Origin of the sequence: Prauserella flavalba (assembly GCF_003202235.1) — a bacterium.
In the GTDB taxonomy this organism is placed as follows: Bacteria; Actinomycetota; Actinomycetes; order Mycobacteriales; family Pseudonocardiaceae; genus Prauserella_A; species Prauserella_A flavalba.
Genome location: NZ_MASU01000013.1, coordinates 411,732 through 430,403, shown reverse-complemented (window position 1 = coordinate 430,403; position 18,672 = coordinate 411,732). Strand labels below are relative to the sequence as shown.

General features: G+C 71.9%; 14 protein-coding genes. 5 read left to right on the top strand and 9 right to left on the bottom strand.

The genetic code is table 11. The features are described from left to right. Nucleotides 1-39: 39 nt before the first annotated feature. Genes BA062_RS29290 through aceB form a run of 3 tightly spaced genes read right to left on the bottom strand, consistent with a single transcriptional unit; the run spans nucleotide 40 to nucleotide 3,588 of the window. A complete protein-coding gene (locus tag BA062_RS29290; protein WP_110342642.1) occupies nucleotides 40-795 on the bottom strand; it encodes a LamB/YcsF family protein in 756 nt (251 codons plus the stop codon). A 13-nt stretch (nucleotides 796-808) separates the two neighbouring features. Then, complete coding sequence (locus BA062_RS29285) at nucleotides 809-2,014, bottom strand: DUF6986 family protein (RefSeq protein ID WP_110342285.1); 1,206 nt, start codon at nucleotides 2,012-2,014, stop codon at nucleotides 809-811. Continuing rightward, on the bottom strand, nucleotides 2,014-3,588 hold the full coding sequence (aceB, locus tag BA062_RS29280; RefSeq protein WP_110342283.1) for a malate synthase A: 1,575 nt from the start codon (nucleotides 3,586-3,588) through the stop codon (nucleotides 2,014-2,016). Before aceB ends, BA062_RS29285 begins: the two co-directional genes overlap by 1 nt. A gap of 98 nt (nucleotides 3,589-3,686) precedes the next feature. Between aceB and BA062_RS29275 the strand changes: the two genes are divergently transcribed. Further along, nucleotides 3,687-4,460 (top strand): IclR family transcriptional regulator, encoded by a 774-nt coding sequence (locus tag BA062_RS29275; RefSeq protein WP_110342281.1) that lies wholly within the window; start codon nucleotides 3,687-3,689, stop codon nucleotides 4,458-4,460. Between the two features lie 63 nt (nucleotides 4,461-4,523). On the opposite strand, the gene ftsY is transcribed toward BA062_RS29275, so the two are convergent. Next, nucleotides 4,524-5,906 carry a signal recognition particle-docking protein FtsY gene (gene ftsY, locus BA062_RS29270; protein ID WP_110342279.1) on the bottom strand — a complete coding sequence of 461 codons (1,383 nt, stop codon included), beginning with the start codon at nucleotides 5,904-5,906 and terminating at the stop codon, nucleotides 4,524-4,526. Nucleotides 5,907-6,047: 141 nt separating this feature from the next. Here ftsY and BA062_RS29265 point away from each other — a divergent pair, with 141 nt between their 5' ends. The 3 genes from BA062_RS29265 to BA062_RS29255 are packed head-to-tail and all read left to right on the top strand — an operon-like array spanning nucleotide 6,048 to nucleotide 9,439. Next, nucleotides 6,048-7,247, top strand: a complete 1,200-nt coding sequence (locus tag BA062_RS29265) for an anhydro-N-acetylmuramic acid kinase (RefSeq protein WP_110342277.1) — start codon at nucleotides 6,048-6,050, stop codon at nucleotides 7,245-7,247. 10 nt (nucleotides 7,248-7,257) lie between these two features. Further along, complete coding sequence (locus BA062_RS29260) at nucleotides 7,258-8,838, top strand: sodium:solute symporter (protein ID WP_110342275.1); 1,581 nt, start codon at nucleotides 7,258-7,260, stop codon at nucleotides 8,836-8,838. Nucleotide 8,839: 1 nt separating this feature from the next. Beyond that, nucleotides 8,840-9,439: a maleylpyruvate isomerase N-terminal domain-containing protein gene (locus BA062_RS29255; protein ID WP_110342273.1), complete on the top strand. Its 600-nt coding sequence runs from the start codon at nucleotides 8,840-8,842 to the stop codon at nucleotides 9,437-9,439. 2 nt (nucleotides 9,440-9,441) lie between these two features. On the opposite strand, the gene BA062_RS29250 is transcribed toward BA062_RS29255, so the two are convergent. The 3 genes from BA062_RS29250 to BA062_RS29240 form a co-directional block, all read right to left on the bottom strand. Next, nucleotides 9,442-10,215: a DUF3239 domain-containing protein gene (locus tag BA062_RS29250; RefSeq protein ID WP_110342271.1), complete on the bottom strand. Its 774-nt coding sequence runs from the start codon at nucleotides 10,213-10,215 to the stop codon at nucleotides 9,442-9,444. A gap of 277 nt (nucleotides 10,216-10,492) precedes the next feature. Beyond that, a complete protein-coding gene (smc, locus tag BA062_RS29245; RefSeq protein ID WP_110342269.1) occupies nucleotides 10,493-14,107 on the bottom strand; it encodes a chromosome segregation protein SMC in 3,615 nt (1,204 codons plus the stop codon). Nucleotides 14,108-14,342: 235 nt separating this feature from the next. After that, complete coding sequence (locus tag BA062_RS29240; protein ID WP_281271668.1) at nucleotides 14,343-14,630, bottom strand: acylphosphatase; 288 nt, start codon at nucleotides 14,628-14,630, stop codon at nucleotides 14,343-14,345. Between the two features lie 145 nt (nucleotides 14,631-14,775). On the opposite strand from BA062_RS29240, the gene BA062_RS29235 reads away from it, so the two are divergent. Continuing rightward, on the top strand, nucleotides 14,776-15,405 hold the full coding sequence (locus BA062_RS29235; RefSeq protein ID WP_110342265.1) for a hypothetical protein: 630 nt from the start codon (nucleotides 14,776-14,778) through the stop codon (nucleotides 15,403-15,405). 3 nt (nucleotides 15,406-15,408) lie between these two features. Here BA062_RS29235 and BA062_RS29230 read toward each other — a convergent pair whose 3' ends face one another. Together BA062_RS29230 and BA062_RS29225 are read right to left on the bottom strand one after the other, a co-directional pair. Beyond that, nucleotides 15,409-16,104 carry a response regulator gene (locus BA062_RS29230; protein WP_110342263.1) on the bottom strand — a complete coding sequence of 232 codons (696 nt, stop codon included), beginning with the start codon at nucleotides 16,102-16,104 and terminating at the stop codon, nucleotides 15,409-15,411. Then, nucleotides 16,097-18,670 carry a sensor histidine kinase gene (locus tag BA062_RS29225; RefSeq protein ID WP_168214139.1) on the bottom strand — a complete coding sequence of 858 codons (2,574 nt, stop codon included), beginning with the start codon at nucleotides 18,668-18,670 and terminating at the stop codon, nucleotides 16,097-16,099. Before BA062_RS29225 ends, BA062_RS29230 begins: the two co-directional genes overlap by 8 nt. Between the last annotated feature and the right edge of the window lie 2 nt (nucleotides 18,671-18,672).

The following is an 18,672-nucleotide window of genomic DNA, read 5'->3' as shown; positions in this document are numbered from 1 at the left end:
GCAGTGAAGGTGGCCTTCACTGCGGTTGGCCGCGCCCAGCTAGGCGAAGGAGCGCACCTCGATACCGGCATCGAGGAGACCCTGGCGGACCTTGCGGGCGATCTCCACCGCACCCGCCGTGTCACCGTGCACGCACAGGGAACGCGGCCGCGCGGCCACGGAGCTGCCGTCGGTGGCGGTGACCGTGCCGTCGGTGGCCATCCGCACGCTGCGCCGCACCACCTCGCCGGGCTCGTGCACCACGGCACCGGGCAGGCGACGCGAGACGAGCCTGCCCTCCGGCGTGTAGGCGCGGTCGGCGAACGCCTCCTCCACGGCGGTCAGCCCCTCGGCCTCGGCCTGGCGCAACAGCTCGGAGCCGGGCAGGCCGAGGATCGGCAGGCCCGGGTCGTACCGCTTGACCGCGTCGACGACGGCCGCCGCCTGCTCGGTGTGGTGCACCACGGCGTTGTACAGCGCGCCGTGCGGCTTGACGTAGCGCACCCGCGTGCCCGCGATCTTCGCGAAGCCCTCCAGCGCGCCGATCTGGTAGAGGACGTCGTTGACCAGCTCGTGCGGGTCCATGTCGATGAACCGCCGCCCGAACCCGGCGAGGTCCCGGTAACCGACCTGCGCCCCGATCACCACACCGCGCTCGGCCGCCAGTTCGGTCACCTTGCGCAGCACGGACGGGTCCCCCGCGTGGAAACCACACGCCACGTTCGCGCTCGTCACGATGTCGAGCAGGGCCTCGTCGTCGGTGAGGGGCCAGGCGCCGAAGCCCTCGCCCAGGTCGCTGTTGAGGTCGATCACCATGTCGGTCACGCCGTCAGGGTAGGCGCCTCACCAGCCGGTCGAGCGCGGCCCGGTCCAGCGTCGTCAGCTCGGTCACCTCGTCCTGCGTGACGGCCCCGCAGTCGAGTCCCCGCACGAGGTAGGCGGCGAGCGCCTGCGCGGTGGCGGGTTCGTCGAGCACCGCGCCCTCGGTCTTGCGCACGTAGTCCCGCACGCGCGCCGCCGCGGACGGCAGGGTCTCGCGGAAGAACGCGTACGTCGCGGCGAACCGGCTCGGCAGCTGATGCGGATGCAGGTCCCAGCCCTGGTAGAAGCCGCGCTCCAGCGACCGCCGCACGAGCCGAAGGTGCTCGGCCCACGCTCCGTGCACGGCCTCGGCGTCGCCGACCGGCAGGCGGTTGGTGGAGCCGTCGGAGAGCCGCACGCCCGTACCGGCGGCGGCGACCTGCATCAGCTCCTTGGCGAAGTCGGCGGCCGGGTGGTCCATGCTCTGGTAGGCACCGCTGATGCCCAGGCCCGCGCTGTAGTCGTAGGTGCCGAAGTGCAGGCCGCTGCACCGGCCGCCCGCGGCACGCACGATGCGCGGGAGTGCGACCGTCCCGTCTCCACCGAGCACCGACTGCGCCGTCTCGATCTGCACCTCGAACCGCAGCGAGCCCGCGGCGAGCCCGTGCACCTTCTCCAGCTCGCCGAGCACCTCCGCGCACGCCTCGACCTGCTCGACGGCGGTCACCTTCGGCAGCGTCAGCACGAACCCCGGCGGCGGCTCACCCAGCTCCCCGAGGAAGAGGTCCAGCGTGCGGATGGCCCGCCTGCGCGTCGGCGCCTCGAAGCTTTTGAACCGGATGCCGACGAACGGCGGCGGCGAGTCGGCCTTCAGCTCGCGCGCCACCCGCACGGCCTCGGCGTCCTCGGCGTCGTCGCCGGGGTTGCCGTAACCGTCCTCGAAGTCCACGCGCAGATCCTCGATCGGCTGCGCGCGCAGCTTCTCCCGTACCCGTTCGAGCACGTCGGCGGAGCCGCCGAGCGTGACCCCGTGCTCGGCGAGCACCGCCAGCGCCCGCTCGCCCCACTCGGCGGAAAGCCCCGCGTGGTAGGCGTTCGCGGGCACGTAGACCGTGTGCACGGGTTGCCGCCCGGCCGGCTCGCCGGGGTAGTCGGCGGCGACGCGCGCGTCTGCCTCGGCGAGGCGCGCGTCGATGCGCTCGTAGACCTCCCCGGGGAGCCGGCCGGCGGCCATTACTTGATCCGCTCGTAGGCGGGCAGGGTCAGGAAGTCGGCGAACTGCTCGGCGAGCGCGACCTCCTCGAACAGCTCCACCGCCTGGGCGAGCGTGTCGGCGTCGACCACGCCCTCCAGCTCGCCGCGCACGTCGGCCAGCACCGAGCGCACCAGCTCCTCGGTGACGGTCTCGCCGGAGTCGAGCGTGACGCCGTTGCGGACCCACTGCCACACCTGCGAACGCGAGATCTCCGCGGTCGCGGCGTCCTCCATGAGGTTGTGGATCGCCGCGGCGCCGTTGCCCGACAGCCACGAGGCGATGTAGCGCACGCCGACGTCCACCGCTCCCCGCAGGCCGCCCATTGTCGCCGCGCCCTCGGTGGCCGCGATGTCGAGCAGCTGGTCCGCGGTCACGGAGACGTCCTCGCGCAGGCGGTCGAGCTGATTGGGCTTGTCACCGAGGACCTTGTCGAACTCCTCCTTGCAGAGCTCGACCATGCCGGGGTGGGCCACCCACGAGCCGTCGAAGCCGTCACCGGCCTCGCGCGCTTTGTCGTCGTGGACCTTCGCCATGGCCTTCTCGTTGACCTCGGGGTCCTTGCTCGGGATGAACGCGGCCATGCCGCCGATCGCGAACGCGCCGCGCTTGTGGCACGTGCGCACGAGCAGCTCGGTGTAGGCCCGCATGAACGGCGCGGTCATCGTGACGCTGTTGCGGTCGGGCAGCACGAACTTCTCGCCCGCGTCGCGGAAGTACTTGATGATGCTGAAGAGGTAGTCCCAGCGGCCCGCGTTGAGGCCCGAGGCGTGCTCGCGCAGCTCGTAGAGGATCTCCTCCATCTCGAACGCGGCGGGGATCGTCTCGATCAGCACGGTGGCGCGGATGGTGCCGTGCTCGATGCCCAGCGTCTTCTCGGCGTGGGTGAACACGTCGTTCCACAGGCGGGCCTCGAGGTGGCTCTCCATCTTCGGCAGGTAGAAGTACGGGCCCCGGCCCCGGTTGAGCAGCTCCTTCGCGTTGTGGAAGAAGTAGAGGCCGAAGTCCACGAGCGCGCCGACGGCCGCGCGGCCGTTGATCTCGATGTTGCGCTCGTCGAGGTGCCAGCCGCGCGGGCGGACCACGATCGTGGCGTGCTCGATGTCGTCACGCAGCTGGTAGTGCTTGCCGTTCGAGTCGAGCTCGATCGTGCCCCTGATGGCGTCGGACAGGTTCACGTGGCCGGAGACGACGTTGGCCCAGTGCGGGGTGTTGGCGTCCTCGAAGTCGGCGAGCCACACCTTCGCGCCGGAGTTCAGCGCGTTGATCGTCATCTTGCGGTCGGTGGGGCCGGTGATCTCGACCCGGCGGTCACGCAGCGCGGGCGGCGCCTCGGCGACCCGCCACTCCGACTCGCGAACCTCCTTCGTCTCCGGAAGGAAGTCCAGCTTTCCGGTGCGCTTGGCCTCCTCGCGGCGGTGCGTGCGAGCCTCGAGAAGCTTGTCCCGCGTCGTCGCGAAGGCGTCGTGGAGACCGCCGAGGAACTGCAGGGCTTCCTCGGTCAGCACCTCGTCGCCGCGCTCGACGGCGTCGCCGAGCACACGAACATCAGACATGCGAACACCTCAGAGTCTGGTCAAAATAACGATCATCTTGTTTTACATCTCGGACTATAGTTTCTACATTGCGGAAGCTCAACGCGAGAGGAGACGGTGTGGCCCCCGAGAGGTCAGGTAACGGCGGGGTGCAGTCGCTGCAGCGCGCGTTCGAGCTGCTCGAACGGCTGGCGGACGCCGGAGGTGAGGCGAGCCTTTCGGAGCTGGCGACGTCGTCGGGGCTGCCGATGCCCACGATCCACCGGCTCATCCGCACGCTCGTCGCGCTGGGCTACGTCCGCCAGAACACCAACCGCCGCTACGCGCTCGGCGCGCGGCTGATCCGGCTCGGCGAGAACGCGAGCCTGCAGTTCGGCACGTGGGCGCGCCCACTGCTCGCGGAGCTGGTGGACGAGGTCGGCGAGACGGCGAACCTCGCGGTGCTGGAGCGCGACGAGGTGGTCTACGTCTCCCAGGTGCCGTCGAAGCACTCGATGCGGATGTTCACCGAGGTGGGCCGCAGGCTCCTGCCACACGGCACGGGTGTGGGCAAGGCGATCCTCGCGGAGCTGCCGCCCGACGAGGTACGGGCGCTGCTCGCGCGCACGGGCATGCCGTCCTACACCGAGCACACCCACACCGACGTGGAGAAGTTCCTCCGGCACCTGGCCAAGATCGCGAAGCAGGGCTACGCGCTCGACGAGAGCGAACAGGAGCTGGGGGTGCGCTGCCTGGCGGTGCCGGTGGCGGGCGCGCCGACACCCGCGGCGGTGTCGGTGTCGGGCCCGGAGGGCAGGCTGACGAAGGAGGCGGTCACCCGCATCGCCCCGGTGGTGCAGCGCATCGCGGCGGCACTGTCGGAACAGCTGTCGACCCGCGACCTCAGCGCCTGAAAAGCCCCCAAGGCCACCTTCGGTGCGTTGAGCGCAACAAAGGTGGCCTTGGGGGCAGGTGACTCAGCTCAGGAGGGCGTCGACGAAGGCGTCCGGTTCGAACGGGGCCAGGTCGTCGGGGCCCTCGCCGAGGCCGACGAGCTTCACCGGGACGCCCAGCTCCCGCTGCACCTGGAACACGATGCCGCCGCGGGCCGTGCCGTCGAGCTTCGTCAGCACGATGCCCGTCACGTCCACGACCTCGGAGAACACGCGCGCCTGCGCGAGCCCGTTCTGGCCCGTCGTCGCGTCGAGGACCAGCAGCACCTCGTCGACCTTGGCCTGCTTTTCGACCACGCGCTTGACCTTGCCCAGCTCGTCCATCAGGCCGGTCTTGGTGTGCAGCCTGCCCGCGGTGTCCACCAGCACCGCGTCCACGCCGGCGTCGATGCCGCGCTTGACCGCGTCGAACGCGACCGACGCCGGGTCGGCACCCTCCTTGCCGCGAACGACCTCGGCACCGACGCGCTCGGACCACGTCTGCAGCTGGTCGGCCGCCGCCGCGCGGAACGTGTCGGCCGCACCCAGCAGCACCTGCCTGCCCTGCGCGACGAGCACCCGCGCGAGCTTGCCGGTGGTGGTGGTCTTGCCGGTTCCGTTCACGCCGGTCACCAGCACGACCGCGGGCTGCTTGGTGCCGTCGACGGTGTGCGGCAGTGCGCGCACCGCGCGGTCGGCGTCCGGCCGCAGCGCCTCGGTGAGCACCTCACGCAGCAGGGCCCTCGCCTCGTCGGCCGTGCGGACGCCGCGCGTGGACAGCTCCGCGCGCAGCCGCTCGACGATCTCCGTGGTCGTCGCCGCGCCGAGGTCGGCGACCAGCAGGGTGTCCTCGACGTCCTGCCAGGAGTCCTCGTCGAGGTCGCCCGCACCGAGCAGCCCGAGCAGGCCCTGGCCGAGCGCGGAGCGGGACTTCGACAGTCGTCCGCGCAGCCGCTCGATACGGCCCGCGGCCGGGGGCACCTCCTCGCGCTCGGGCTCCGGCTCGGGCGCACGCTCCGGTTCCGGCGCGGGAGCGGGCTCCGGCACGGCGGGTGGCGCCTCGGGCGCGGGCGCCTCGGCGGCGGGAGCCTCCCCAGCGGGCGCGGTGGTGGCCCGCTCGTCGGGAAGGCCGACGTCCACGATGCCCCGTCGCGGCGCGTCCCTCGGGACCGCGGCGTCGTCGCCGACCCCGGGCTCACCGTCGGTCTCGGTGCGCTCCTCGACGGGGTGCGCGGGAGCCTCGGTACCGCCGGGGGCCAGCGCGATACCGCCCCCGGCCTGGTAGCGGCCGCCCTTGGGCGTTTCCTCGCGCTCCTCGGTCAGGCTGATCCTGCGCTTGTTGCGCGCGATCGTGAGCCCGGCGACGAGCGCGACCAGAAGCACGACGGCCGCGACGACGATGATCCAGATCAAGGTGGTGCTCGACACTCTGTCATCCTCGCATCCGCCGACCGGGCGAGCCGGCCACCCCTGAAGGAACCGTTGGATCTTCACGCGAGCAACATATTTTCGGCCAAGATTTCACCGAAAGGCTTGCGCCGTCATCCCACCGTGGACTAGACCACTCCAATGCGCGTCGTAGGGCTCATCTCCGGCACGTCGATCGACGGTATCGACGTGGCGATCGCCGACCTGCGTGCCGACGGGACCGGGCTGGTGCTGACGCCGCTCGGGGCGCTTGAACTCCCCTACCCCGCCGCGCTGCGGGACGGGCTGCTCGCCGCGCTGCCTCCGGGCGCGTGCACCGCCGAGCAGCTGACCAGGCTCGACACCCACGTCGGGCAGGCGTTCGCCGAGGCGGCGCACACGGCGCTCGACCGCTTCGGCCCCGCCGACCTCATCGCCTCGCTCGGCCAGACCGTCTTCCACTGGGTCGAGAACGGCCACGCCCTCGGCACCCTGCAGCTCGGACAGCCGGCCTGGATCGCGGAACGCACGGGTCTTCCGGTGATCGCCGACCTCCGGGTCCGCGACGTCGCGGCGGGCGGACATGGCGCGCCCCTCGCGGGCATCCTCGATGCGCTGTGGCTGCGCGGCCTCCCCGAGGACATGGGCGGTGAGAACAGTGACGGAGCGCCCGCCGCCGCGCTCAACATCGGCGGCATCGCCAACCTCACCGTCGTGCACCCCGGCGGCGACGTCCTCGCCTACGACACCGGCCCCGGCAACGCGCTGCTCGACGCCGCCGTCGGCGAGCTCACCGGCGGCGAGCGGCACAGCGACACCGACGGAGCACTCGCCGCGCGCGGCAACGTCCGCACCGACCTCCTGGACCGCCTGCTCGCCGACCCGTACTACGCGGCCGAGCCGCCGAAGTCGACCGGCAAGGAGCATTTCAACGCCGGCTACCTGCGCGAGACCGTCGCGGGTCTGCCCGCCGTCACCGGCGAGGACCTGCTGGCGACGCTCACCGAGCTGACCGCCGCCACCATCGCGTGCGAGTGCGAGCGCCACGGCGTGCGCACCGTCGTCGCCTCGGGCGGCGGAATCCGCAACCCTGTCCTGCTGCGCGCGCTCGCCACGAGGCTTACGGTCGTGCCCAGCGACGAGCTCGGGCTGCCCTCGGACGCCAAGGAGGCGTACCTCAGCGCGCTCCTCGGCTGGCTCACCTGGCACGGCGTCCCGGCGAACGTGCCGAGCGCGACCGGCGCGCGCGGACCACGGCTGCTCGGCAGTATCACCCCCGGTTCCGGTCCGCTCGAACTCCCGCCGCCGTTACGAACGGTGCCCAGCCGATTGCGGGTAGCGAAGACCGCCGAGACACGGTAGGAGATTTCAGATGCGGGCACTGGACCTCGTGATCATCGCGATCTTCCTCGTCGGAATGCCGCTGCTGGGCATCCTCATCGGCGGCAGGCAGAAGTCGGGCAACGACTACTTCGTCGGCGAGGGCCGGATCTCGTGGTGGGTCGCGTGCCTTTCGGTGGTCTCGGCAGAAACGTCCACGCTGACGGTGCTCTCGGTGCCGACCGTCGCCTACCTCGCGACGCCCGAGGCCGGCGGGATGACGTACCTGTCGCTGGCGATCGGCTACATCTGCGGACGCGTGGTGGTGGCGTTCGTGCTGCTCCCCCGCTACGTCGCGGGCAACCTGGTCACCGCATACGCCTTCCTCGGCAAACGCTTCGGCGGCGGGCTTCAGGGCACCGCGTCGGTGACGTTCCTGCTGACCCGCCTGCTCGCCGACGGGCTGCGGCTGTTCGCCACCGCGATCCCGGTCAAGGTCGTGCTCGCCGCGTACGGCGTCGACGTCGGCTACTGGACGATCGTCGCGGTGCTCGGGCTCGCGATGGTGCTCTACAGCTTCTTCGGTGGCGTCCGCGCGGTCGTGTGGGTCGACGCGATCCAGATGCTCTGGTACGTCCTCGGCGCCGTCGTCGTCATCTGGGCGCTGTCGGGCAGCCTGCCCGACGGCTGGTTCGGCGGCGCCGTCGACGCGGGCAAGTTCCAGCTACTCGACTTCAGCGCCAACCCGCTCACCGGGCAGTACGCGGTCGTAGCCGCGGTGGTCGGCGGCGCCGTGCTGTCGATGGCCTCGCACGGCTCCGACCAGCTGATCGTGCAGCGCCTGCAGGCGACCAACGACCTGCGCGCCAGCCAGAAGGCGATCATCGCCAGCGGTGTCGTCGTGTTCCTGCAGTTCGCGCTGTTCCTGTTCATCGGCGTGCTGCTGTGGGCGTTCTACCGCGGCGCCGACCCCGTCGAGGAACTCGGACTGAACAACAACGACGAGCTGTTCGCCAACTACATCGTCAACGAGCTGCCCAGCGGGTTCTCCGGGTTCGTCATCGCGGGCATCCTGGCCGCGGCGCTCAGCTCGTCGCTCGGGGCGCTCGCGTCGTCCACCGTCACCGACGTCTACGAACGCATCATCGGCCGCGAGCTGTCCGCGCGGGACCGGCTCCGCCAGGGTCGACTGTGGACGGTGATCTGGGCTGGTCTGCTGATCGTGTTCGCGGGGTTCTTCGCCTCGTTCGCCACCAGCAGCGACCCGATCGTCGTGCAGGGACTTTCCATCACGGGCTACACCTACGGCGCGCTGCTCGGCGCGTTCCTGCTCGGGCTGATCGTCAAGAAGGCGCGGCAGGTCGACGCGATCATCGCGTTCGTGGCCACGGTCGTGGTGATGGCGTTCGTGATCCTCGGCGTCAAGTTCGACAAGGCCACCGGCTCACTGGTGGGGATCGACTTCTCGAAGGCGACCGACACCACCGTGGCGCTCGCGTTCCCGTGGTACACCTTGCTGGGCGTGCTGATCACGTTGGTCGTCGGCGGGCTGTTGTCGCTGCGGCACTCCACGCCGGACCCACGGGCGGCGGAGTCCTCGGCACCGCCGGAGCGGGCACAGGAGGCTGCCTGACATGGACGTCAGCACGTTGCGCCGCACCGGCGAGGACTGCACGGGTTTCCTGCTCGCGCACGCCGACACGGACTGGACGACGTGCGCGCCGGACATGACGTGGAACAGCGCCGAGGTGGTGGCGCACCTGGCGAACACGCTGTTCTGGTATGCCCACGACTTCGCGGCAGGGGCGGTCGAACTGCCCACGACGGAGATCACGGTGCGGTCGGCCGCCGTGCCCACCGCGCAGCTGGTGCGATCGGTGTCGGCGGGAGTGTCGCTGCTCGCGGCGGTGCTCACGCAGGGCGGGCCGGAGGCGCGCGGCTGGCATCCGAGGGGCGTCGCCGACGACTCCGGCTTCGCGGCGATGGCGTGCGACGAGCTGCTGGTGCACACCGCCGACGTCGCCAGGGCCATCGGGGCGCCGTTCACGCCCGCGCGCGAGCTGGCCGAGGAGACGCTGCGGCGGCTCTTCCCGTGGGCGCACTCGGGCGAGGACCCGTGGCGGACGCTGCTGTGGGCCAACGGCAGGACCGAGCTGCCCGATCACCCGAGGCTCGTGAAGTGGACATGGCACTGTGCGCCGCTGTCCGAATGGGACGGTAGCTCGCCGGTCTAGCTTCAGACGGGGAGCCCGGTGGCGACGGAGCCGACGAAGCGGGCCCTGCCGTCGGCCTGCCACTCGACGGGCACGCCGAGCCGCGTCGGCGGCCTGCGCAGGGACTCGTGCACCTGCTCGTAGGCGATGCGCTCGAGGCGGTTCCACTTGCGGCGCAGGTGGGCCACCTTGTCGACGCCCGCGAGCAATTGGTCCCACTCGGCCTGCGGGATCACGCGGCCGGCGCGGTCGAGCACCTCGGCGTCGCCGGTCGCCCACGCCACCGGGGAGGCGTCGAAGCTCCACCAGCGACCGCTCCACGGCGGCGCCGCGTAGCCGTGGAGGACGCAGGGCAGCCACTGGCCGGGTACGAACGTGGTGCCCTCGCGGGCGAGGAACGTGACCAGGCGGTAGGCGAACGCGGGCGAGGCGGCCGGGTCGCGGGAGGTGTCGCCGAGCACCAGGACCTGCACCGTCGCGTCGGCCTGTTCGACGACGAGGCCGGGTGCGAGCTGGCCGCCGCGGTAGGGCTTGCCCGCGCTGCTGGTGGTGGCGCCGCGGACCAGGAGGCCGACGCCCACCAGCGCGGCCAGCACGCCGAGGACGATCGACCACCAGCGGCCGTCGACCGCCGCCCACACTCCGAGCGCGACGAGCCCGCCGCCCACCACGACTCCGATCGCGATCCAGAGGGCTCGCCGGTAGATGTTGGGACTGCTGTCCCGCAGGTGAACGGGATCGATCGGCGCGTCGAAGTATCGCCGCGGGTCGCCGGCGGGCCAGCCCTCCACAGTCATGCGGGCATCTTGGCAGAACGGCGAGCCCACAGGCACTGTCTTGCCCAAATTCGCGAGTCCCCCGCTCCAGCCCGCGAGTCGTGCACTCAGGACCGCGAGTCGTGCACTCAGGACGCTGAGTGTTGCGTTCCGGACGGTGAGTGTTGCGTGTGGGTTCGGGGCGCGTGCGCGGGAACGGACGACTCGCGAGCTGCAACGCACGACTCGCGGTCCGGAGCGCACGACTCGCGGTCCGGAACGCACGACTCGCGGTCGGGAACGCACAACTCGCGGCGGGTTACGCCGGGGTCGGCGCCGGTTCGTCCTGCTCGATCTGTTCCGCGCGCATGCGCTGCGAGATGACCTTGGTGATGCCGTCGCCCTGCATGCTCACGCCGTAGAGGGCGTCGGCGATCTCCATCGTCGGCTTCTGGTGCGTGATGATGATCAGCTGCGAGCTGGCCCGCAGCTGCTCCAGCAGGCCGATGAGGCGCCGCATGTTGGTGTCGTCCAGCGCGGCCTCGACCTCGTCCATCACGTAGAAGGGCGAGGGCCGCGCGCGGAAGATCGCCACGAGCATCGCGACGGCGACCAGCGACTTCTCCCCACCGGAGAGCAGCGAGAGCCGCTTGACCTTCTTGCCGGGCGGGCGCGCCTCGACGTCGACGCCGGTGGTGAGCATGTCGTCGGGCTCCGTGAGCACCATGCGGCCGTCACCGCCGGGGAACAGCACGGAGAACACGGTCTCGAACTCGCGGGCGACGTCGTGGTAGGCGGAGGTGAAGACCTCGAGGATCTTGTCGTCCACCTCCTTGATCACCGTGAGCAGGTCCTTGCGGGTCGCCTTGAGGTCCTCCAGCTGCGTGGAGAGGAACTTGTAACGCTCCTCGAGCGCGGCAAACTCCTCCAGCGCGAGCGGGTTGACCTTGCCGAGCAGCGCGAGGTCCTTCTCGGCGCGCTTGGCCCGCCGGGCCTGCGTGTCGCGGTCGTACGGAATGGGCTGCGGCGCCATCACCGTCTCGCCCTGCTCCTTCGCGGCCTCGTACTCGGCCAGCTCGCCCGCGCCGGGCGGCACGGGCACGTCCGGGCCGTACTCGGCGATCAGGTCGTCGAGCCCGATCCCGAACTCCTCGGTGATCTTGGTTTCGAGCTGTTCGAGCCGCAGCCGCTGCTCGGCCCTCAGCACCTCGTCGCGGTGCACGGCGTCGGTGAGCTTCTCCAGTTCGCCGGTCAGCTCCCTGACCCGGCTGCGAACCTGCGCGAGCGCGGTCTCCCGCTGCTCCCGCTGCGCTTGCGCCGCGTCGCGCTCGGCGGCGGCCCGCTGCAACGACGTCTCGATGCGCTCCAGCGCCACCTCGCCGCCGTTGACGACGGCCGCGGCGATCTCGGCGCCCCTGGCCCTCGCGACGCGCGCCTTCTCGGCGCGTTCCCGCGCCTGCCGCTCGGCCTCGGCTGCCCTCCGCAGCGAGTCGGCCTTGCCCGCGATGCCCCGCGCCCGCTCCTCGGCGGTGCGCAGCGACAGGCGCGCGTCGACCTCCTCCTGGCGGACCTCGGACAGCGACTCGGCGGCCTCGTCGCGTTCGGTGGTGTCGGGGTCCTCGTCGACGGGCTGGTCGGCGACCGCCGAGAGCCGTTCCTCGAACTCGCTGAGCTTGGCGAGGACCTCCTCGCGGTTCTGCTCCACCTTGGCGCGCTGGTTGCGCAGCCGGTCGACCTCCGACGACGCCGAGCGGGCGGCGTGTTCGAGGCTGCTGAGCCGCTCCGAGGAGCGGGCGCGCCGGACCTTGGCCTCGTTGAGCGCCTCCTTGGCCTGCCCGACCTCGGCGCGCCGGTCCTGCTGCTCGGCGCGGGCGCCTTCGAGCTCGGCGGTGGTGCGCTGCAACGTCCTTTCCGCTGCGGCGAGCCGGTCCTGTGCCTCGTCGACGGCGGCCTGCACCTCGATGACGCTCTCGTCGCGGGCGGAACCGCCCGCGGCCCAGTGGCTGCCGAAGACGTCGCCGTCGGTGGTCACCGCGGTGACGTCGGGGTGGGCTGCGACGAGGTCGCGGGCCTCGTCCAGGCCGGGGACGACGGCGACGCGCTCCAGCGCGCGCTCGACGGCGGGCCGCAGCGGCTCAGGCGAGGCGACGACCTCGCGCGCCCAGCGTGCCCCTGACGGCAGCGCGGGCCAGCCCGTGGTGTCCACAGTGGCCTGGGCGCCGCCGAGGAGCAGTCCCGCACGCCCGGACTCGTTGTCCTTCAGGTACTTCAGCGCGGCCAGCCCGTCGTCGCCCGCGGCGACCGCGACCGCGTCGGCGACGGGGCCGAGCGCCGCGGCCAGCGCGACCTCGTAGCCGGCGTCGACGGTGAGCAGCGCGGCGACGGAACCGAGCAGGCCGGGCAGCTCGTCGGTGGCGCCGAGCAGGGCGCCCGCGCCGTCCTTGCGCTTGAGGCCCATCGACAGGGCGTCGACCCTGGCCTTCTCCGAGGCGATGTCGCGCTCGGCGGCGCGCTCGGCCTTGACGAGCTCCTCGACGCGCGCCTTGGCTGCGTCGTTGGCGGCGACGGCGCGGTCGTGGCGTTCCTGGAGCCCGGCGTCGTCGGACTCCTCGACCCCGCCCTCGGCGCGGGCCTGCTCCAGGTCCTCGGCGGCGGCCTCGGCGCGGGCGGCGGCCTCCTCGATGCCGGTGGTGAGGCGCTCGATCTCCTCGGCGGTGGCGCCGCTCTTGCTGCGCAGTGCCTCGACCTGGCCGGTGAGCTTGGCGATGCCCTCGCGGCGGTCGGCGATGGCGCGCACGGCGGCCATGTGGGCGCGTTCGGCGGCCTGCACGGCACGTTCCAGGTGCTCGCGGCGCTCCACGGCGTCGGAGAGGATGGCTCTGGCCTCGACGACGGCCTCGTTCAGCTCCTGTTCCCGCTCGGCGGCGCGCTCGGCCTCGGCGAGCAGTTCCTCGGGGTCGCGTCCGGAGCCGCCGGTCTCGACCTCCGCGGAGAGGTGCCGCTGGCGTTCGACGGCGAGCCGCACGGTGCCGCGCAGCCGCTCGGCCAGCGCGGAGAGCTTGTACCAGGTGTCCTGGGCCGCGGCCAGGCGCGGCGCGTCCTCGGCGAGCGAGCTCTCCAGCTCGGTCTCCTCGGTGGTTGCGGCCTCGAGCGCCTGCTCGACCTCGGCGCGGCGGGCGCGGGCGGCGTTCTCGTCGGCCTCTTCCCTGGCGATGTCGGCGCGCTGGGTGACGAGGTCGTCGGCGTGGAGGCGCAGGCGCGCGTCGCGCAGCTCGGACTGGACCACCTGTGCGCGGCGGGCGATCTCGGCCTGCTTGCCCAGCGGTTTGAGCTGGCGGCGCAGCTCGGCGGTGAGGTCGTTGAGCCGGTCGAGGTTGCCCTGCATCGCGGTGAGCTTGCGGAGGGCCTTCTCCTTGCGCTTGCGGTGCTTGAGGACGCCCGCGGCCTCTTCGATGAACGCGCGCCGCTCCTCGGGCTTGGCCTGGAGGATCTCGGCGAGCTGCCCCTGGCCGACGATGACGTGCATCTCGCGGCCGATGCCGGAGTCGGAGAGCAGCTCCTGCACGTCGAGCAGGCGGCAGCCCTTGCCGTTGATCTCGTACTCGCTGGCGCCGTCGCGGAACATGCGCCGGGTGATCGAGACCTCGGTGTACTCGATGGGCAGCGCGCCGTCGGTGTTGTCGATAGTGAGGGTCACCTCGGCGCGGCCGAGCGGGGCGCGGCCCGCCGTGCCCGCGAAGATGACGTCCTCCATCTTGCCGCCGCGCAGATCCTTGGCACCCTGCGTGCCCATCACCCAGCGCAGCGCGTCGAGGACGTTGGACTTGCCGGAGCCGTTGGGGCCGACGACGCACGTGATGCCGGGCTCGAAGCGCAAAGTGGTCGCCGACGCGAAGGACTTGAAGCCTTTGAGCGTCAAGCTTTTCAGGTGCACGCGCTGTCGACCTTCCCCTGCCGGCTGGACTCCCTCTTCAGTCGGCCGATGCTACCCAAGGCGCCGTCGCGGCCGTGGGACGCGGGGCCGGGCGCGCCCGTGATCCTTCCCGGAGGGCGTCACACCAGCCCCATCCGTCACAGCTGCCTCAGCAGTGGGGAGCAAGGGAGCTTTGCTCTCGTTTTACGGGAGTAAAGCTCCCTTGCTCCCCTACCTGGGAACCCGGGGTGGTGGGTCAGCGTTCGACGAAGCCCTGGAGGCCGCCCCGGGGAGCGGACCAGCGCTCGGCGACATGATCCACTCGACCGGGTGAGGTGTCCGAGCGCAGCGCCGCCAAGAGCCGCTCACAGTTGTTCTTGGGGCCTTCCGCGACGACCTCCACCCTGCCGTCCCGCAGGTTGGTCGCGCTGCCGACGAGCCCCAGTTCCAGCGCCCTGCTCCTCGTCCACCAGCGAAAACCGACCCCCTGCACCATTCCGTGGACCCACGCGGTGAGCCGGACCGTCTCCTGTTCGTCAGCCACGGCCCCATCGTGCCGCACCACCCGGTCGTCGCAGTGAGTGAGCCCTTTAGCACAGAGTGGTTCGCAGCCCATCACCCAGCGGTGGTACTGTGCCCGCCGGGTCCGCCAAACGGGCGAACAATCAGCAACTCCGAAGGAGTCATGCATGACCCCGTCCCCAGGGTCACGGCCTCGCGCCGAGGTTGCTCCACCCCGCGAATCCACCGGAAAACTCCAGCGCACGGGCTACATCGCGCTCGCGGCCAGCGGCCTCGTCCTGGCCACCGCGTTCGGCGCCGTCGCGCAGGTCATGGGCGGCACGTCCGACTCCCCGGACGCCGTCGACCGGACCGCCTCTCAGAGCACCGGCAACTCCGGCGGCAACGGCGGACCCGAGCTGGTCCCCGGCCAGGCCATCCCCGGTCAGACGCAGATCATGGTCGACGGCGTCGCCGTGACGGGCACGCTCCCGCCCGCGACCACCTCCCCGACCACGGTCGTCAGCGTCGGCCCCGACGGGATGACCACGACCACGGTCATCACCCCGACCAGGAGCAGCTCCTCCAACACCCGGCCGGGCACCCCGCCGCCGGGCGGTTCGGACAGCGAGCTGCCCCCGACGACACGGCCGACGACGGATGCGCCGGACCCGACAACCCCACCGACCACGACGCCCCCGCCCTCGACCTCGGACCCCGGCACCACACCGCCCGACTCCACCACTCCGCCGGACGATTCGTCACCCTCGGACCCGGAGAGCACGTCCGGCACGGGCAGCAGCTCCGCCAGCTCCTGAGCCTCACGGTTCGAAGCGGTAGCCCATTCCCGGCTCGGTCAGCAGGTGCCGGGGCCGGGAGGGTTCGGGTTCCAGCTTGCGGCGCAGCTGCGCCACGTAGACGCGCAGGTAGTGCGACTCGGTGTCGTACGTCGGCCCCCACACCTCGTGCAGCAGCTGCTTCTGCGTGACCAGCCGGCCCCGGTTGCGCACCAGCAGCTCCATCAGCCGCCATTCGGTCTTGGTCAGGTGCACCTCGGCGCCGTCGCGCCGCACCTTCTTCGCCGCGAGGTCGATCGTGAACGACGCGGTCTCCACCTGCGCGTCCGCGTCGGCCACCGACAGGCCCGAGCGGCGCACCGCCGCCCGCAGCCGCGCGAGCAGCTCGTCCATCCCGAAGGGCTTGGTCACGTAGTCGTCGGCACCGGCGTCGAGCGCCTGCACCTTGTCCGTCGAGTCGTCCCTCGCCGAGAGCACGATGATCGGTACCTGGGTCCAGCCGCGCAGGCCCTCGATCACCTCGACGCCGTCCAGGTCGGGCAGGCCGAGGTCGAGCACCACCACGTCCGGCCGCGTCTCGGCGACGGCCTTGAGCGCGGCCGTCCCGTCGTGGGCGGTCACCACCTCGTAGCCGCGTGCCGAGAGGTTGATGCGCAGCGCTCGCGCGATCTGCGGGTCGTCGTCGACGACCAGCACCTTGCTCGACTCCTTGTCAGGCATGCTCCTCCACTCCGCGGTAGGCGGGCAGCGAGACCACCACGGTGAGTCCCCCGCCTGGCGTGTCCTCGGCACGGATCGTGCCACCCATCGCCTCGGTGAATCCTTTCGCGACGGACAGCCCGAGGCCGATCCCGGGGGTTCTGTCGCCCACCCGTCTCCCACCGCCACCCGCCACGGACGCGCTCCGCGCGGCTGTGTTCGACAACCGCTGAAACGGCGCGAAGGCCGAGTCCGCCGCGCCCTTCGGCAGGCCACGCCCGTGGTCGACGATCCTCAGCTCGACGTGCTGGGCGTGCGCGCTGGCCCGCACCGCCACGGGCTCACCTCCCACGCCGTGCCGCAGCGCGTTGTCCACGACGTTGGCCACCACGCGTTCCAGCAGACCGGGATCGGCGAGCACCCACGGCAGATCTTCGCGCACGTCGACGCGCACCGCCTTCGCGTCGTCCAGGTTGGACAGCGCGAGCGCCACGACCTCGTCGTAGCCGACCGGCTGCAGCTGCGGGCGCACCGCTCCGGTCGCCAGGCGCGAGGAGTCGAGGAGGTTGTCGACGAGCCCCGCGAGCCGGTCGGCGGAGACCTCGATGGTCTCCAGCAGCTCTGCGGTGTCCTCAGTGGACAGCTGGAGGTCGGGGGCACGCAGGCTGCCGATGGACGCCTTGATGGAGGTCAGCGGGGTGCGCAGGTCGTGGCCCACGGCGGAGAGCAGGGCCGTGCGCAGCTCCGTCGCGTGCGCCTTGCGCTCGGCCTCGGCCGCGGCCGCCGCCATCCGCTGCTGGCGCAGCGCGAGCAGCGCCTGACCGGCGGCGGCCTCCAGCACGCCCCGGTCGGCGGCGGGCAGGGAGCGGCCGCGCAGGGTCAGGTGCACGTCGGCGGTCACGGGGATGTCGACGTCGGCCTTGTCCGGCTCGGGGCAGCGTTCCGGCCCGGACTCGGCCACGCGGCGCCACACGCCGTCGCGCTTCTCCATGAGCCCCACCGACACCTGGCCGAAGTTCTCCCGCACCTTCTCCAGCAGGCGCTCCAGCGGCTTCGGGTTGGTGAGCACCGTGCGCGCGTAGGAACCGAGCAGCGACGCCTCCGTGCGGGCGCGCGCGGCGAGGCTCGCCCGCCGCGCCGCCGAGCCGACGACGAGCGCCACGAGCACGGCCACCACGAGCATCACGAGGAGTGTGACGACGATCCTCGGCGAGGACACCCCGAGCGAGTAGTAGGGCTCGGTGAAGAAGAAGTTCAGCAGCCCCGCCGACAGGAACGCCGCGACGAGCGCGGGCCCGAGCCCGCCGACGAGTGCCACGATCACGATCGCGAGGAAGAACGTCACCACGTCGGTGGAGAAGTCCAGCTGCTCCCGCAGCAGCAGGCCGATCCCCGTCGCCAGCGCGGGCAGCAGTACCGCGAGCGCCCAGCCGCCGAGCCGCCGCGCCGCGCTGAGCACGCTGGGCCCGAAGCGGGCACGCAGCCGCCCGCCCGCCTCGTCGTGGGTGACCATGTGCACGTCGATCGGGCCCGAGCGCTGCACCACGGTGGCGCCGATGCCCTCGTCGAACAGCCGCGCGAACCGCGAGCGCCGGGAGGTGCCGAGCACGAGCTGCGTGGCGTTGACGCCGCGCGCGAAGTCCAGCAGCGCCGTCGGCACGTCGTCGCCGACGACGTTGTGGAAGGTGGCGCCGACGTCGTCGGCGACCTTGCGGTACCGGCCGACCGCGGTCGGGCCGAGCCCGGTGAGCCCGTCGCCGCGCAGGACGTGCAGCACGAGCAGCTCGGCGCCCGCCCTCGTGGCGATGCGGCGCGCCCTGCGGATCAGGGTTTCGCTCTCCGGGCCGCCGGTGATGGCGACGACCACGCGTTCCCTGGCCTCCCACGTGTCGGTGATGTCCTGCTCGGCGCGGTAACGCTGCAACGCGACATCCACCTGGTCGGCCACCCACAGCAGCGCCAGCTCCCGCAGCGCCGTGAGGTTGCCGACGCGGAAGTAGTTGCCCAGCGCCGCGTCGATCCGCTCGGCCGGGTAGACGTTGCCGTGGGCGAGCCTGCGGCGCAGCGCCTCCGGCGTGATGTCCACGAGCTCCACCTGCTCGGCGGCACGCACCACCTCGTCCGGCACCGTCTCCTGCTGCCGCACGCCGGTGATGCGCTCCACCACGTCGTTCAGGCTCTCCAGGTGCTGCACGTTCACCGTGGTGAGTACGGTGATGCCCGCGGCGAGCAGTTCCTCGACGTCCTCCCAGCGTTTCTCGTTGCGGGCACCCGGAGCGTTGGTGTGAGCGAGCTCGTCCACCACGGCGACCTCGGGCTTGCGCGCGAGCACCGCGTCGACGTCCATCTCCGGCAGCTCCGTGCCCCGGTGCACGAACGTCTGCCTCGGCACCGTCTCGAGCCCGTCGAGCAGGCGAGCCGTTTTGGCTCTGCCGTGGGTTTCCACGAAGCCGATCACGACGTCGGTGCCGCGTTCGAGCCTGCGGTGCGCCTCGCCGAGCATCGCGTAGGTCTTGCCGACGCCGGGTGCCGCGCCGAGGTAGATCCGCAGCTCTCCCCGGCGCGGCGAACCGCTGCCTTCCTGCACGC

Coding starts and splice junctions, on each gene's coding strand:
- BA062_RS29290 (WP_110342642.1), bottom strand. CDS start 795: ATGGTGATCGACCTCAACAGCGACCTGGGCGAGGGCTTCGGCGCCTGG.
- BA062_RS29285 (WP_110342285.1), bottom strand. CDS start 2,014: ATGGCCGCCGGCCGGCTCCCCGGGGAGGTCTACGAGCGCATCGACGCG.
- aceB (WP_110342283.1), bottom strand. CDS start 3,588: ATGTCTGATGTTCGTGTGCTCGGCGACGCCGTCGAGCGCGGCGACGAG.
- BA062_RS29265 (WP_110342277.1), top strand. CDS start 6,048: ATGCGCGTCGTAGGGCTCATCTCCGGCACGTCGATCGACGGTATCGAC.
- BA062_RS29260 (WP_110342275.1), top strand. CDS start 7,258: ATGCGGGCACTGGACCTCGTGATCATCGCGATCTTCCTCGTCGGAATG.
- BA062_RS29255 (WP_110342273.1), top strand. CDS start 8,840: ATGGACGTCAGCACGTTGCGCCGCACCGGCGAGGACTGCACGGGTTTC.
- BA062_RS29250 (WP_110342271.1), bottom strand. CDS start 10,215: ATGACTGTGGAGGGCTGGCCCGCCGGCGACCCGCGGCGATACTTCGAC.
- BA062_RS29235 (WP_110342265.1), top strand. CDS start 14,776: ATGACCCCGTCCCCAGGGTCACGGCCTCGCGCCGAGGTTGCTCCACCC.
- BA062_RS29230 (WP_110342263.1), bottom strand. CDS start 16,104: ATGCCTGACAAGGAGTCGAGCAAGGTGCTGGTCGTCGACGACGACCCG.